Raw genomic sequence first — 13,577 nt, 5'->3', positions numbered from 1 at the left:
AACAACCATGAAAAGAACAATTTTAAGCATCGGGGGATTATTGCTTGGCACTACCCTCGCCTTTGCGCAGGCCAATATATCGCCCGCAAAAGCGCAAAGCAAACCCGTTATCATCACCGGAGCTACCATCCACGTGGGCAACGGGCAGGTGATCAACAACGGCTACATAGCATTCGATAAAGGAAAAATTACCGCCATTGGCGAAGGGGCCGGCCCGGCTACCGGTTACGAAGTAGTTAACGCTGCCGGCAAACAAATATACCCCGGCTTTATAGCCCCCATGACCACACTGGGTTTGATAGAAGTAGAATCGGGCGCGCGCGGCACCGTAGATGACGAAGAAACCGGCGAATTAAACCCGCATGTACGCTCTATCATCGCCTACAACACCGATAGTAAGGTGATCCCTACGGTACGCAGCAACGGTATTTTACTGGCTCAGCCGGTACCAAGCGGCGGCCTTATCCCGGGAGAATCATCTGTAGTGCAGCTGGATGCCTGGAACTGGGAAGATGCTGCCTATAAAACGGATATGGCCATTCACCTTAACTGGCCATCTGCAGCAGCTGGTCGCCGCAGAGGCCCCGCTGTTCCCGGTGCGGAAACACCTGCCGAACGCGCGCAAAAAGCGATAGATGCCCTTACCCGCCTTTTCACCGAAGCAAAAGCTTATGGCGAGGGTGCAAAACCCGCGACAAGCAACCTCCGTTTCGAAGCGATGAAGGGTTTGTTTAATGGCAGCAAAAAACTGTTCGTTAACGCTGATGCCGCCAAACAAATTATGCAGGCGGTTGCCTTTGCCAAACAGTTTGGCGTACAAGCCGTAATTGTTGGTGGCAAGGAAGCCTATTTGGTTACCGAAACGTTAAAAGAGAACAACGTACCGGTGATCCTCCGCGAAACCCAGGCCTTACCGGATAAGGATGAGGACGATGTATACCTACCCTACAAAATGCCAAAAATATTGCAGGATGCAGGTGTATTATACGGCCTTACCGGTACCGGCTTTTGGCGCCAGCGCAACCTGCCGTTTGAGGCAGGCGAAGCCGTGGGTTACGGACTAACCAAAGAGCAGGCCGTATCCATGATCACCCTGAATAACGCTAAAATTTTGGGTATCGATAAAACTACCGGCTCACTCGAAGTTGGTAAAGATGCTACGCTGTTCATCTCCGCCGGCGACGCGCTGGATATGATCACCCTAAAGGTAGAAACAGCCTTTATACAAGGCCGCAGCATTAACCTGGATAACCTGCACAAGCAACTGTATAGAAAGTTCAGTGAGAAGTATGGTCTAAAAGCGGATTAATACCTGTGATATAATTGTGATGGAACGCCGGGCTTTTAGTCCGGCGTTTTTTTATTCCAAAACTATAGTAACGTCATATTAATCATAAATGAGTACTTTGCTGATGATTTACTCTAAAACAAATATGGATTTTGGCTTAGTATGGTATTTTCTATTCCTCAAAAAGAAATCAGCTATTGATATTTATTTTTTTGATTTGCAACAAATGCTGACAATGCACGAGTTCAACGCAGAAACAACCACTAAACTGTATAGAGCGGAATACAAGCAGGCTAAAGCTGAGTTAGAAAAAGAATTTAATGTCGCTTTACAGGAGGCAAAAAAAATATACGATTCTCACTACGATCCTACAAGTGAAAATGATGAAGAAAGTCACTACTTAGCCTCTTACGAATCTGGCCACGATGAAATTGAACAGAATCATCAAATAGATGATGAGCAGCTTACCTATCGGTTTAGCACAATGGCGGATTACTTTAATAAATCCTCCTTAGTCATTACTTACGCTATGTTCGAAAATCAACTCCGTAGATATTGTGATTTGTTAAGATTAATTTTTGGTAAACGTTTGTCAGTTGAAGATTTGGACGACAGAAATTATGTGAAAACCTGCTTAAATTATTTGGAGAAAGTAATTGAGGTCGATATTAAGTCACTGGAATATTTGGAAACGAAATTCAAGGATTTACAGTATCTCCGTAACAGAATCATGCATAATGGGGGCGAATTTCACGAAGGCAAAAACGAAGACCTTGAGAGAATTATTAACGCCTCAAACGGTTCTTTGGAACTCATTAAATCACAAGAACCATATGAAGAATTCAAGGAAGATGTTGAAAATAAATTACCTAAACTTAATTTATTAAGGGTAAAAAAAAACGAATACCTACACCAATACTTTGGTATTATAGCTGTTTTTTTTCAAGAATTATTGTGGCTTACTGATGCTAAATTAAAATACAAAATCCTCAAACAACGATTACTTTTTCTATTAGGATTTTCTAGTAAAAGATTAAAAATTATTGATATTAAGGTTGTTCATATAGCAAAAGGTCGACAGGTAAAGGCAAGCCTTTTTTCGGACGATATCACTGATGCGATTAAATTCAATTGTACTATAACGATAACAAGGGCTAACAAGAACCAATTAACAATAATAAATCAAATCGATGGACATTCTAAATTAACCCGTTTAGTTGACCATCTCAACAGTCGCCCTGAAATCATATTTGATGAAATATTTCAGGGCTTTAATTTATCTAGCAAATCACAAAATTTCAATATTATTTTCTATTGACTAGCAAATGCGAGTGTCTACATTTGCTTTCGCTGTAGGACGGTCCCGAAGGAAATCCTTCGCTATACTCAATTCAGACCGCCTCGACATTGCAGATTAGCAAGAAAATCCTACCTTGCATCCGATGATGGAATATATCTACGACTTTAAGGATTGGCTGTTCAGCCTCGGCGAAAAGCACGATGTAAATCCGCTGCTGCTCGCCATTCTTTATTTGGTAAGTAAACCGTTATTTTTCTTCTTTCTCGGCTGGGTGATCAAGAACATGAGGAGCGGCAAACCGTTTATGACGCAGTTGCTCATCGCGTGCGTATGTTTCAGCATCCCTTATTCCTACTTAATAATAGCCGGGCGTAACATATCGGTTTGGGTGTATGTATTTATCGCTGTTGTGTACGCTTACGGTGGGTTTTCTATTTATAAAAAGGTTACCGAGAAGGTGGACCCAACGATGCCGGTTTAGTCCTGTTTTGACAAGAGCTCGAATTTGGTACCGCTCCAATTGGCTACTTTCAATTTCCAATATGGCCTATCACAATAAACATATCCTTTAAATCCCTCAATCATCCAATCGTTCATGATTACCATAGTACTATTTGATTCGTATTTAATAGTGTTGAAAGCAAAGTTGTATGGCTCATTCAATTTTGAATAAAAAACACTTCCCGTTATTCTATCCACAATAGCTGTTTGTGCGCATTCTGTTCCACATCCCCATTGTACCAGAGTAAAATGCCCGGCAAAACTAATGCCCTTATTTTACACTGATCTTTTATTTGGGTACGAAATTCATAGGCCGCCGGGTCATTTTTGAAATTTGGTGGGGCGAGTTTGCCTTTGTACAAGGCAACCCTGTAATCAGAAAATTTAAAGCCAACTTTATATTTCCTGTATATGCCAAGCAACATATCCGCATTGCCTAATATCCTATACTTTTCATCCTCGTATAAAGTATCCCGATGTTGAGGATTTTGAATATTGTTGGGCTTTACATACAGATCAATCTTCATCACATCTTTTGAGTGGATGAGAAAGTCGCCGACTTTATAAATTTTCCCCCAAGTTGGGTCTTGCCCACGGACTTCTCCCGGAAATAAAGCGACAATAAGCAGGACTATAAAAAAGTGTAGGTGCTTTTTCATTCCAATAAGCTTTTATTTCCCATCCACTGCTTTCAGCACACTAATATCCTTCCCTTTCAACATTTCCTCATAATTGATAGCCACAAACGTCTTCCCCTGCATAATTTTAAACTCGGGCGAGAGCAGCATATTCAACTCGGTTTGGCGATGATAGCTGGTAAGGGGTTTACCTTCTTTGGTGTTCATCATACCGGCGTTCATGTCAAATAGGGCGTCCATCTCGGGCCCCATTTGGGCAACGTGGATCACCACCAGGTTAGGGCGGGTTGGGTTAAGCTTGCTGCTTACGTAAGCCAAAAACGCTTTCTTTTTAGTGGCGACAGGTTCGCCCCACATTTCCAGGTAAGTTTCGCCAAAATAGCTTACCGTACTCAGCGGCGATATGGCCAGTTTGTATTTATGAGCCAGTTTTTCGGTTAAGGCGCGCATTGCCGGGGTGGATAATGCCACGCCCATATGTGGATCGATATACGTTATTTTTAAACCGGATGCTTGGGCGCGTTCTATCTGGGCTGAAAGCTCGCGTTCCACCTCGTCCATTTTGTAGCCGCCTTTGGCAAAGTCGCCGGTCGATTGGCGGAAATAGCCCACCCCATCCACCAGGCTCGGCACAGCCTGTTTACCCAGCACCGGCCCCCAGCGGTAATACCGCCACTCGGAAGTTAAGGTAAGATGCACGCCCACGCTGATCTGCGGGTTCTTCTTCAGTATAGCCACTGCTTCCTGGTACCAGGGGCAGGCAAACTGCACCGATGCTGAAAACGGCATTCCCGTTTTGGCCACTTGCTCCATCGCCATATTAACCGAATGGTTCATGCCGATATCATCCAGCCGGATCAATAACTGCGGCAGTTTGTTTTGTGCCGAAAGATTAGCACTAAAGCTAAATAAACATGCTATCGCGAAGCAAAACTTGTAGAGAAATTTCATATTAGGTTTGAGAGAATTGAGAGACACTAATTTCACGAATTAAAACCAATTACACGAATTTTAAATGCCGCAACATTAATGAATTACCACCTCATCTTAATTTGTGGAATTAGCCGCAATCGTGAAATTCGTAAACATTGTTTTGTAGATTAGTACCTCCATTACACAATTATGAAACTCAAACTCCTAACCTTATTATTACTCGCCACCCAACTCACCCAGGCCCAGGATATCAAATTCGCCCGTAAAATGGTGGATACGCTTACGTCCAAATATTTCTGGGGTCGCGGTTACACTAATGATGGGATGGGCAAAGCGGCAGATTTCATCAGCGTGCAACTCAAAAGTTATGGTGTAAAACCCATGAGCGGCAAAAGCTACCTGCAGGAGTTTAGCTACTCCGTAAATGCCTTCCCCGGTAAAGTGGAGGTGGAAATAAATGGTATAGCACTTGTGCCCGGCAAGGATTTTTTGATTACACCGGATAGCAAGGGCGTAAAAGGCGAAGGCAAATTAACGCAGCAGGATAGCACCCATTTTATAGACCAGGCAAACCGCATCATAGTTACGCTGGAGAACAAGCTCACCTGGTCGGCAGAGCAAACGGTATTGGATTATACGGTTATTCAGCTGGATAAAAAACTGCAAACAACCCTGCCACAAACTATAAAGGTTGATATCGAGAATAAATTCATCCCGAATTTTAAAACCGGCAATATCTGCGGCGTAGTAAAGGGCACAGTAAAGCCCGATTCCATCATTGTTTTCACCGCGCACTACGATCACCTGGGCGGCATGGGAGATAAAACCTTTTTCCCGGGGGCTAACGATAATGCGAGCGGTGTTACACAAGTGCTCAGCCTTGCTAAATATTACGGCGAGCACCCGCAGCCCTATACCATGGCTTTTATATTTTTTGCCGGGGAAGAAGCGGGTTTATTAGGCTCTAAATACTTTACCGAACATCCTTTGATCGACCTAAAGAACATCCGTTTTTTGATCAACCTCGATTTGGAAGGTACCGGCATAGAAGGCATTACGGTGGTAAATGCATCCGTATTTCCAAAGGAATTCGCGCTGCTGAAACAAGTGAACGAAAAAGGCAATTATTTAGTAAAAGTGAACTCCCGCGGCAAAGCCGCCAACAGCGACCATTACTTTTTCAGCGAGAAAGGCGTACCGGCGTTTTTTATGTATACGCTCGGCGGCATCAAGGCTTATCACGATATTTATGATATCAGCGCTACCCTGCCGCTGAACGAGCACGAAGACCTATTTAATTTACTGCTGAAGTTTAATGACGGGTTGATGGGGGAGCGGTAGATTCCAAAAAAGCGCGGCCAAATTGCGATCCCTTCCCAAGGGAAGAGGAGGCAGGGGTTTATTGAACTGTGCATTACTACATAGCGGCTAAACCCCGCCCCGCCTTTTACGCCCGGGCAGCCGCACTCTCCAAAGAGAAATAGCCCGTCGGAAAACTGTGTTTATTAAATTTCTTCACAGTTCTATAGTAAAAGATTTTAGGATTTATGGTGACACTAAATCCTACGCAAGAATGTTTGATGGTTAGTAAAAGAGGGCTAAATTGAAGCGGTTCATAGTAGGGCTTACAAAATTGATTAAGCTGTCTTTTAATGCGCTATATCTCCCCAAGGGAAGGGAATTGCCAAGCTCCCAAACTAATTAACTCGTTTAGCATTATACCCATATCGCGGGTTAAGGGTAAAACCGAGAATGACCTGATGAAGCGGCCTTTTAAACAGGTGTACGCGTTCCGCCCCGGCTTTATTAAACCTATAAAGGCGCTCAGCAAAACGCATAGTTATTACAGTACATCAACTGGATGTTCCCGATAGGGGGTGCTGTTTACCTGGCTGGCTTTTGTACCCTGCCAGAGCTGGCTGCCGCCATGCTGCAGGTGGTAAACCACCCATTCGGCAAAAAAGTGATGGAAGGAAAGGATATTATTTTATTGGCGAAGGAAGCCGGACAACATGCCTGATTGTGACGATAATTAGCTATATTGGGTACTCTAATTTCCCACAAACCCTAACACATGCAGCTCAACGCCGAACAATCAACATCTCAACACGCCATTGTTATCCGGGGAATGGTTTTAACCGTTTTATTCTTTTTTATTATTTCCTTTGTTAACCGCGGCATTAACGCCGCCATTGGTATTTCTGAATGGTCGCCGCTATCGTTCACCATATCAAGGTTTTTTTACTGGGTTTGGCTGGCTCTCATTTTTGTGTATGCATGGCGGCTGGAGCATCAGCCCTTACTGCTTTGGCCCGAAAAACGCTACGGAGCCGGCTTTTATTTAGCATCCGTGTTCGGAATCCTGCTTACGTTCGTCATCGGCACCAATATTATTGCCGGGCTTTTAATGGTTTTTAAGCTATTTAAGCGCAGCGACGCCATGGCGGGTATCGCCCAGTTTAGCATCTTATTAAAAGTATTTATTTCGCTCACCGCCGCTGTGGTGGAGGAATTTGTGTTCAGGGGTTATTTAATGCCCAGGCTGCAACTATTTTATAAAAGTGTACACTGGCCGGTAATTATCACTTCGGTTTTATTTGGGTTGGCCCATATGCGCTGGGGCACTATTGTAAACGTTTTGGGCCCCATGTTCATCGGGTTTATATTTGCTTATCATTACCAAAAGTACCGCAATATTAAAGTACTGATGGCCTGTCATTTTTTATGGGATATTGTTGGCTTAATACTGATTGGCCACACGGTAAAATAAAAAGGCCGGCAGCTATTACAACCACCAGCCTTTCACACTATTAACTATACTGATCAAGGATTTACGCCGCATAGCTTTTCCACCAATACGGCATCAGTCTTTTTTAAAGGCGCTGGTTTAATGGCTTTTACCGCCGCAGTTTTACTAAACGAGTATTTGCTCAAGTTCACCAGCAATACGCTCAACAGGATAATAACAAGCCCTAAAACCTGCATCCAACTGATTACTTCCCCGGCGAAAAACACGCCCAGCAGCACCGCTATAACCGGGTTTACGTACGAGTGCGTACTTACCTGTGTAGCCGGCCTTACCTGCAAGAGCCAAACATAAGCGCTGAACGCCGCTATCGACCCAAAGAATATTAAGTATACCACCGCCATCCATGTCTGTGCAGGTACCGCGCTGATGTGAAATGTGGCGTATTCATTATCAATAAACCCTGCGGGGATAAACGCAATGCCCGCCGCCATCATTTGCCAACCGGTGTTTACACGCACCGGCGCGTTTGTAGCTGTTTTTTTGGAATATAACGAACCACCCGCCCAGGCAATGGGGCCAACAATAAGCAGCAGCAAACCAACAAGATGCTGGGTATCTACCCCACCGGCAACCGATTTGGAAAACGCCTCGCCAAATAACAAAATCACACCGCTAAAGCCTATAACGAGCCCCCAAATGGTACTGCGACTTTTCAGGTTCACCTTCCAGTTCACTTTATCCAGTATCACAAACCAAATAGGGTTTGCCGATACCATAATGGCCACCATGGCGCTGGGGATGAATTTCTCTACCCATATTACAATGCCGTTGGCTATAAAAAGGGTAAATAGCCCGCTGATGACGGATGCTTTGATAGTTTGTTTATCGAATATTTTATCGCCTTTTAAGTAACACCAGCCCAGTAATAAAACGCTGGCGGCTACAAAGCGCATGGCACCCATTATCATGGGCGGTATGCCATTCAAGGCCATTTGTATAAAGAAGTAGGTGGAACCCCATACCACGTATACCGTAGCAAATGCTACTACAACTAATAAGGTAGAGAGTTTGTTGATAGATCTGGTTTCCATTGTGTGTAGTTTATATATATATATTGTAGAAAAAATAAGTATTACCTGATGATATCTATCAGGTGGTCACCTGCGTAATAATTCAGTCACCTGAACGGTTGTTTTCCCTTCAAAGCATCCAGGCTGTAAACGTAATAAGGCGCGGTTGCCAGTACGAAGCTCGCGGCGCTTACCGTAAATACCGAATAGTTCAGTGGCGCGTCGATACCGAAGGAAATAGCCATCGATAACGCGAAACTAACGCTCAGCAGGCCGCTGGCAACAGCCGCTATACGGGTAAACAGGCCCATAATGAGCAGCAGCCCAATAATAACTTCACTCGCGGTTGCTATAACAGCCAAAGGCGTTACCAGTGCATCAGGTAAAAAGCTCATTACCTGCTTACAATAGTCTAAAAAATGTTGCCAGTCGCCCCAGCCTACATGTGGCTGGCCATGGGCACCTATAATACCTAACCTATCGGCTGATGCCCACAGGTAGCTTGCGGCAATGGCTATTCTTAAAAAAACGGACGGGGCCTTGAAGTTTCCGGCGAGTTGCATAATGTGATTTGTTTTGTTGATATAAAATTACGTACTTGGTGGACTATACGTATAGTCCAGAAATAACAATCAAGATAGTCCAGATGGAATTATTAGAAAGCCTTGTTTGCATTGACAAAAACCTGCAGGTGCCGGTGTACCTGCAGGTAGCCAACGAAGTGATTTGCTCTATCCGCAAGGGCATTTTAAAACCGGGTGTAGCTTTGCCGGGCAGCCGCGTGCTGGCGCAGTCACTCAATGTCCACCGTAAAACCGTGGTTGCTGCTTATGATGAGCTGTACGCCCAAAGCTGGGTGGATGTTTTGCCGCGCAAAGGCATCTTTGTGGCCAAAAACCTGCCCAATATAGCGCCGAGAGCATTAACAGAAGCTCCGCACCCGGTAGGATTTGCCCGCAAAACCCTCTACGATGTAGATGATACCCGTATTATATGCCAGGATATGTTTGTGGCACCCCCCGAAGGTAACCTGGTGTTTAACAATGGGTCGCCGGATACGCGTATAGCACCGCTGGAACTGATGATCCGCGAATACCGCCGCCTTGCATCGCAAAAATTTAATACCAAGTACCTGATGTACGGCCCTGAGCAAGGCTCTGAAAACCTAAGGATAGAACTGGCCAAATTCTTTTCGGAAACCCGGGGGATGCATGTAACTGCCGATAATATTATTATTACCAAAGGCGTGCAAATGGCGCTGTATATTATAAGCCAGGTTTTGCTGAACAAAGGCGATACCGTTATTGTGGGCGACCCCGGGTACAGTATGGCCAACGAGGTTTTCATACAGGCAGGGGCACAAATTGCCACGGTGCCAGTTGATGAATTTGGCATTAACCTGGATGCCGTGGAGGAGATCTGCAAAAAGCAGCCAATAAGGATGCTGTTTGTAATACCGCATCACCACCAGCCCACCACCGTCACCTTATGTTCCGAAAGGCGGATGCGACTGCTGGAACTGGCCAAAACCTACAAATTCGCCATTATTGAGGACGATTACGATTATGATTTCCATTACGCCAGCAGCCCTATTTTACCGCTTGCCAGCGCAGATGATTATGGCAGTGTAATATATGTAGGGTCGTTTTGTAAAACCATTGCATCGGGCCTGCGTATTGGCTTTATGATAGCCCCGCAAAACCTTATAGACCAGGCTACCCGCTTGCGACGTTTGATTGACCGGCAGGGTGAACAACTTTTAGAGGAAGCAATGGCCAACCTGCTAAAAAACGGCGATATAGGCCGCCATCTTAAAAAAGCCAATAAACTTTACCACGAACGGCGCGACGTGCTTTGCCACCTGCTAAAGGAAAAACTGGGCGACGATGTATCCTTTAATATCCCCAACGGCGGCTTCGCGGTGTGGATGGAGTACAAGAACGGCATCGACCGGCTTAAGGTAACCCAAAGAGCCGCTGAAATGGGCCTTACTATCGGCAGCGGCTGCGAGCACTATAACGACCCGCTGGTAAGGCACAATTTTGTGCGTCTGGGTTTCGCATCCATGAACGTGAAGGAACTGGAAGAAGCGGTAGATATACTGGCGAGGGCGATAAAAAAAGTGCGTGGTGAATAGTGGTAAGTTGTAAGTAGTGGTGGTGAGTAATCTATTGCTCATTGGCACCCGGGGCTCTACTCTTTTCTTGCTCCAATGGCCAAATAATCCAGGTTCATATCACCATGGGCAACAATATGTATGGTGAGCACATGCAGGCCTTTTGTTAGGCTGATGCTGCCGATAGCATCTGCCTTGTTCCAGTGGTGCCACTGGCGCCAGGCTACGGTATCGCGGTCATTATGTGTGGTTGATACTTTTAAAGGGCCTGTTGCGTCCTTACCATCGATGTCTAAAGAAATCAATCCGTCGCCGTTGCTGGTGTACATCAGCCCGATGGGGTATTTGCCCGGCTTGGTTACTTTAATGGTGTAGTTGAGCCATTCACCGGGTTTTGTCCAGCCCACATAAAGTTTACCCAATACCGGGGCTACCATACCGTAAGGGTTATCATCTACCGGGTGAGGTTTGGTATAAGAAATATCCACCCCCTCCTTCATCCTGAATTCGTTTAAAAATGTACCGTTTGCCGGGTTTAGCTTGCCGCTACCGTTGTTAAGGCTATCCGTATCGTGATAAGCGATGCCTTCTCCTCCCTCGTTATAAAATTCACATTCCAACCTGCCGGGTAGTTGCTGCACTTTGTTTTGGTAAGGCTTGCCGGTATCGGCGGCGTTATAGATAAACGCGCAGCAAGCGGCAGCAAGGCATATTAGGGCTATTTTTTTCATTAATGGAGGTTTTAGATTGGAGCAGCAAGGTACAATTTATTGGGACATTCACCGCTACTTGTTCATGCATATCGTAGAAACCCCCTCCCTTCCTTTGAGGCCATCACACCCATCCCAGGGCTACTGTGTACCCACATCTTTTACAATGAAAACCCCTTTATGTCCCCATCGGGCCGATGGCTTTGGAGCAACGAAAATGAGTTATTAAATTGCCCTGTAAGGCTATCCTATCGCTTGCATGGGTGGTTAATTAGCATTTCAGGGTTGCACCTACGGCGAAAAAAAAACTTTCCCTGCAAATACTACAAAGCGGTAACACCTAACGGGGTACAGAAAAGATGTGGTACACGGTAGCTCACAGGGGAGCGAATATGTGTGTACCCTACCGCCGATTTATCAGCCGCTCCATCACCGGCTCGCGAAGTTGCCGGCTAACGGGTACGCGGTGGGTGCCAACATGCAAGATGTTCCCTTCTATTGTATTTACCTTATCCAACGAAACGATGAATGATTTGTGGGTTTGCATAAATTGTTGCCGGGGTAGCTTATCCATCAACGCTTTTAGCGTACTGTGGGTAATTATCTTCTTTGTTGCGGTATGAATAACTACGTAGTTCTCCATACCCTCCAGGTATAGCACTTCATCAAAAACTATCTTCTCCAGCCTGCCTTCTGCTTTTACAAAAAGGTAAGTAGGGGCTTCGGTTGTGCCCTTCAGGTCAAAATAATCCTTCGCTTTATAAGCCGCCTTCTTAAACCGTTCCTCGCTGATAGGTTTCAGCATATAATCAAGCACATCCAGTTCAAACCCTTCTATGGCATACTCCTTAAAGGCGGTAGTGAATATCACCTTGGGCGGGTTGCTCAGCGATCGCAGAAACTCCACCCCGGTAATATGCGGCATCTGGATATCGAGGAACAGCAGATCCACCGGTTGCTGTTTTAGCATTTCGCCAAGTTCCATAGCATCCTCACATTGCCCCTTCAATTGCAGGAACGAGGTTTTTTCCACATAAGCCTGCAGGCCTTTGCGGGCGTAGGGTTCATCGTCGGTGATAATGCAGGTGATGGGTTTCATATTAATAATTGATTTGGAGTATAGCAGTAAACTTATCCGCCTGTTTATCCAAAGTTAAATTATGCCCGTCGGGATACAAAAGCTCCAGCCTGCGTTTAAGGTTTTCTATACCGATGCCGCTGTTTTCATTATTTGGCTGGTATTGCTCCGGCAGGTGATTCTCAACCTTAAATAAAATACAGTCAGCGTGGCTTCCGGCAGTAATGCTGATGCCGTACTTCCCGCCAACGTATTTAAAAGCGTTCTCTACCAAAGGCAAAAACAGCAGCGGGTAAATTTGCTGTTCGGCAAGCGCGGCATCAAAATCCACATGCAACACCATCTTTTTACTGGCGCGCACCTTTTGTAGCAGGATATAGTTTTGCAGGTACTCCAGTTCCTGTTTAATGCTCACCTCGTGTTGTCGGTCGTACAACTGGTAGCGCAACAATTCCGAGAGCAGTTCTATGCTTTTCTTCGCTCCCGGCACATCATCATCCACCTGGAAATAGATAGTGTTGAGCGCGTTGAACAAAAAGTGCGGGTGATACTGCGCCCGCAGAAATTTCAGCTCGGTTTCCAGCTGGTCGTTCGTCAGTTTTTCTACCAAGAGCTGGTGGGCAACATAAGCCTTAAGGTAGCTGCGGCTGCGTACCATACCGTAATATAAAGCGGTGTATAATAGTGGGATGATGTTTATCTCGGCAAAATCGCTCAGCGACAGTCCATCGTCGGTAAAGGCAGCTATCGGCACCAGCAGCAGGTTATTCACCAACAAGGACAGAATGATCACGTAAACCAGCTCAGTACTGAGAGATGCATTGGGCTGCCTGCTATCGCTGTAACGGCATATTTTTGTTACGCCAAGCAGCACCACATAACCTATGGCCATACTCATGACCATTTCAATAGCGGTGGTTTGCCATGGGCGCCTCCAAAAGTGCGAGTGGGAATCGGTATCCTGCAGCAACCTGATGGTAAAGTAGTTGAGCAGCCCGTAAACGGCAGGGAATATATTTTTAAGGAATTGCTTCATATTTATCTGTTATTGCCTGGCTGTTGCTGACTCACCCCGGGTTCGCTTCGCTGCCCGACCCTCTCTACCTGCGGTAAAGAGGGTAAGCTCATTTTTCTTTAACCCTCTTTGCGGAGCAGAGACGGTCGACCAGCACAGCGTAGTCGGGGTGAGTTGAG

General features: G+C 45.5%; 14 protein-coding genes. 7 read left to right on the top strand and 7 right to left on the bottom strand.

What is annotated here, in order from left to right; all coding sequences use genetic code 11:
* Positions 1 to 7: 7 nt before the first annotated feature.
* From EPL05_RS07805 to EPL05_RS07795, 3 genes are all read left to right on the top strand, one after another.
* Entirely contained in the window at positions 8 to 1,309 is a 1,302-nt protein-coding gene (locus tag EPL05_RS07805) for an amidohydrolase family protein (RefSeq protein ID WP_128533386.1), read from the top strand.
* A 124-nt stretch (positions 1,310 to 1,433) separates the two neighbouring features.
* The gene (locus EPL05_RS07800; protein ID WP_128533385.1) at positions 1,434 to 2,606 is read left to right on the top strand and encodes a hypothetical protein; all 1,173 of its coding nucleotides are present in this window, start codon (positions 1,434 to 1,436) and stop codon (positions 2,604 to 2,606) included.
* Positions 2,607 to 2,730: 124 nt separating this feature from the next.
* Complete coding sequence (locus EPL05_RS07795) at positions 2,731 to 3,069, top strand: hypothetical protein (protein WP_128533384.1); 339 nt, start codon at positions 2,731 to 2,733, stop codon at positions 3,067 to 3,069.
* Positions 3,070 to 3,274: 205 nt separating this feature from the next.
* Here the strand turns inward: EPL05_RS07795 and EPL05_RS07790 are convergent, their stop codons facing one another.
* Positions 3,275 to 3,748 (bottom strand): hypothetical protein, encoded by a 474-nt coding sequence (locus EPL05_RS07790; RefSeq protein WP_128533383.1) that lies wholly within the window; start codon positions 3,746 to 3,748, stop codon positions 3,275 to 3,277.
* Between the two features lie 12 nt (positions 3,749 to 3,760).
* Positions 3,761 to 4,678, bottom strand: coding sequence for a ChbG/HpnK family deacetylase (locus EPL05_RS07785; RefSeq protein ID WP_128533382.1), 918 nt, complete (start codon positions 4,676 to 4,678; stop codon positions 3,761 to 3,763).
* Positions 4,679 to 4,849: 171 nt separating this feature from the next.
* On the opposite strand from EPL05_RS07785, the gene EPL05_RS07780 reads away from it, so the two are divergent.
* The 3 genes from EPL05_RS07780 to EPL05_RS07770 all read left to right on the top strand — a co-directional run bounded on the left by EPL05_RS07780 (position 4,850) and on the right by EPL05_RS07770 (position 7,430).
* On the top strand, positions 4,850 to 6,001 hold the full coding sequence (locus EPL05_RS07780) for a M28 family metallopeptidase (protein ID WP_128533381.1): 1,152 nt from the start codon (positions 4,850 to 4,852) through the stop codon (positions 5,999 to 6,001).
* 520 nt (positions 6,002 to 6,521) lie between these two features.
* Positions 6,522 to 6,680, top strand: coding sequence for a hypothetical protein (locus tag EPL05_RS23935; protein ID WP_166727663.1), 159 nt, complete (start codon positions 6,522 to 6,524; stop codon positions 6,678 to 6,680).
* Positions 6,681 to 6,734: 54 nt separating this feature from the next.
* Positions 6,735 to 7,430: a CPBP family intramembrane glutamic endopeptidase gene (locus EPL05_RS07770; RefSeq protein ID WP_128533380.1), complete on the top strand. Its 696-nt coding sequence runs from the start codon at positions 6,735 to 6,737 to the stop codon at positions 7,428 to 7,430.
* A gap of 53 nt (positions 7,431 to 7,483) precedes the next feature.
* On the opposite strand, the gene EPL05_RS07765 is transcribed toward EPL05_RS07770, so the two are convergent.
* Complete coding sequence (locus EPL05_RS07765; RefSeq protein WP_128533379.1) at positions 7,484 to 8,500, bottom strand: EamA family transporter; 1,017 nt, start codon at positions 8,498 to 8,500, stop codon at positions 7,484 to 7,486.
* 86 nt (positions 8,501 to 8,586) lie between these two features.
* Positions 8,587 to 9,042: a DoxX family protein gene (locus tag EPL05_RS07760; protein ID WP_128533378.1), complete on the bottom strand. Its 456-nt coding sequence runs from the start codon at positions 9,040 to 9,042 to the stop codon at positions 8,587 to 8,589.
* A gap of 83 nt (positions 9,043 to 9,125) precedes the next feature.
* Between EPL05_RS07760 and pdxR the strand changes: the two genes are divergently transcribed.
* Positions 9,126 to 10,616 (top strand): MocR-like pyridoxine biosynthesis transcription factor PdxR, encoded by a 1,491-nt coding sequence (pdxR, locus tag EPL05_RS07755; protein WP_128533377.1) that lies wholly within the window; start codon positions 9,126 to 9,128, stop codon positions 10,614 to 10,616.
* 56 nt (positions 10,617 to 10,672) lie between these two features.
* Here the strand turns inward: pdxR and EPL05_RS07750 are convergent, their stop codons facing one another.
* The 3 genes from EPL05_RS07750 to EPL05_RS07740 form a co-directional block, all read right to left on the bottom strand.
* On the bottom strand, positions 10,673 to 11,326 hold the full coding sequence (locus EPL05_RS07750; RefSeq protein ID WP_128533376.1) for a carbohydrate-binding protein: 654 nt from the start codon (positions 11,324 to 11,326) through the stop codon (positions 10,673 to 10,675).
* Between the two features lie 382 nt (positions 11,327 to 11,708).
* Entirely contained in the window at positions 11,709 to 12,404 is a 696-nt protein-coding gene (locus tag EPL05_RS07745) for a LytR/AlgR family response regulator transcription factor (protein ID WP_128533375.1), read from the bottom strand.
* A 1-nt stretch (position 12,405) separates the two neighbouring features.
* Positions 12,406 to 13,419 (bottom strand): sensor histidine kinase, encoded by a 1,014-nt coding sequence (locus EPL05_RS07740; protein ID WP_128533374.1) that lies wholly within the window; start codon positions 13,417 to 13,419, stop codon positions 12,406 to 12,408.
* Positions 13,420 to 13,577 lie beyond the last annotated feature (158 nt).

It is taken from the genome of Mucilaginibacter gilvus (assembly GCF_004054195.1).
In the GTDB taxonomy this organism is placed as follows: domain Bacteria; phylum Bacteroidota; class Bacteroidia; order Sphingobacteriales; family Sphingobacteriaceae; genus Mucilaginibacter; species Mucilaginibacter gilvus.
The sequence above is the reverse complement of the archived record's forward strand: the minus strand, read 5'-3'. Positions and strand labels throughout refer to the sequence as shown.

What these genes read in the sequence shown, in the direction of transcription:
- EPL05_RS07780 (WP_128533381.1), top strand. Translation starts at nt 4,850, where the DNA reads ATGAAACTCAAACTCCTAACCTTATTATTACTCGCCACCCAACTCACC.
- EPL05_RS23935 (WP_166727663.1), top strand. Translation starts at nt 6,522, where the DNA reads ATGTTCCCGATAGGGGGTGCTGTTTACCTGGCTGGCTTTTGTACCCTG.
- EPL05_RS07745 (WP_128533375.1), bottom strand. Translation starts at nt 12,404, where the DNA reads ATGAAACCCATCACCTGCATTATCACCGACGATGAACCCTACGCCCGC.
- EPL05_RS07765 (WP_128533379.1), bottom strand. Translation starts at nt 8,500, where the DNA reads ATGGAAACCAGATCTATCAACAAACTCTCTACCTTATTAGTTGTAGTA.
- EPL05_RS07760 (WP_128533378.1), bottom strand. Translation starts at nt 9,042, where the DNA reads ATGCAACTCGCCGGAAACTTCAAGGCCCCGTCCGTTTTTTTAAGAATA.
- EPL05_RS07800 (WP_128533385.1), top strand. Translation starts at nt 1,434, where the DNA reads ATGGATTTTGGCTTAGTATGGTATTTTCTATTCCTCAAAAAGAAATCA.
- EPL05_RS07795 (WP_128533384.1), top strand. Translation starts at nt 2,731, where the DNA reads ATGATGGAATATATCTACGACTTTAAGGATTGGCTGTTCAGCCTCGGC.
- pdxR (WP_128533377.1), top strand. Translation starts at nt 9,126, where the DNA reads ATGGAATTATTAGAAAGCCTTGTTTGCATTGACAAAAACCTGCAGGTG.
- EPL05_RS07785 (WP_128533382.1), bottom strand. Translation starts at nt 4,678, where the DNA reads ATGAAATTTCTCTACAAGTTTTGCTTCGCGATAGCATGTTTATTTAGC.
- EPL05_RS07805 (WP_128533386.1), top strand. Translation starts at nt 8, where the DNA reads ATGAAAAGAACAATTTTAAGCATCGGGGGATTATTGCTTGGCACTACC.
- EPL05_RS07750 (WP_128533376.1), bottom strand. Translation starts at nt 11,326, where the DNA reads ATGAAAAAAATAGCCCTAATATGCCTTGCTGCCGCTTGCTGCGCGTTT.
- EPL05_RS07770 (WP_128533380.1), top strand. Translation starts at nt 6,735, where the DNA reads ATGCAGCTCAACGCCGAACAATCAACATCTCAACACGCCATTGTTATC.
- EPL05_RS07740 (WP_128533374.1), bottom strand. Translation starts at nt 13,419, where the DNA reads ATGAAGCAATTCCTTAAAAATATATTCCCTGCCGTTTACGGGCTGCTC.
- EPL05_RS07790 (WP_128533383.1), bottom strand. Translation starts at nt 3,748, where the DNA reads ATGAAAAAGCACCTACACTTTTTTATAGTCCTGCTTATTGTCGCTTTA.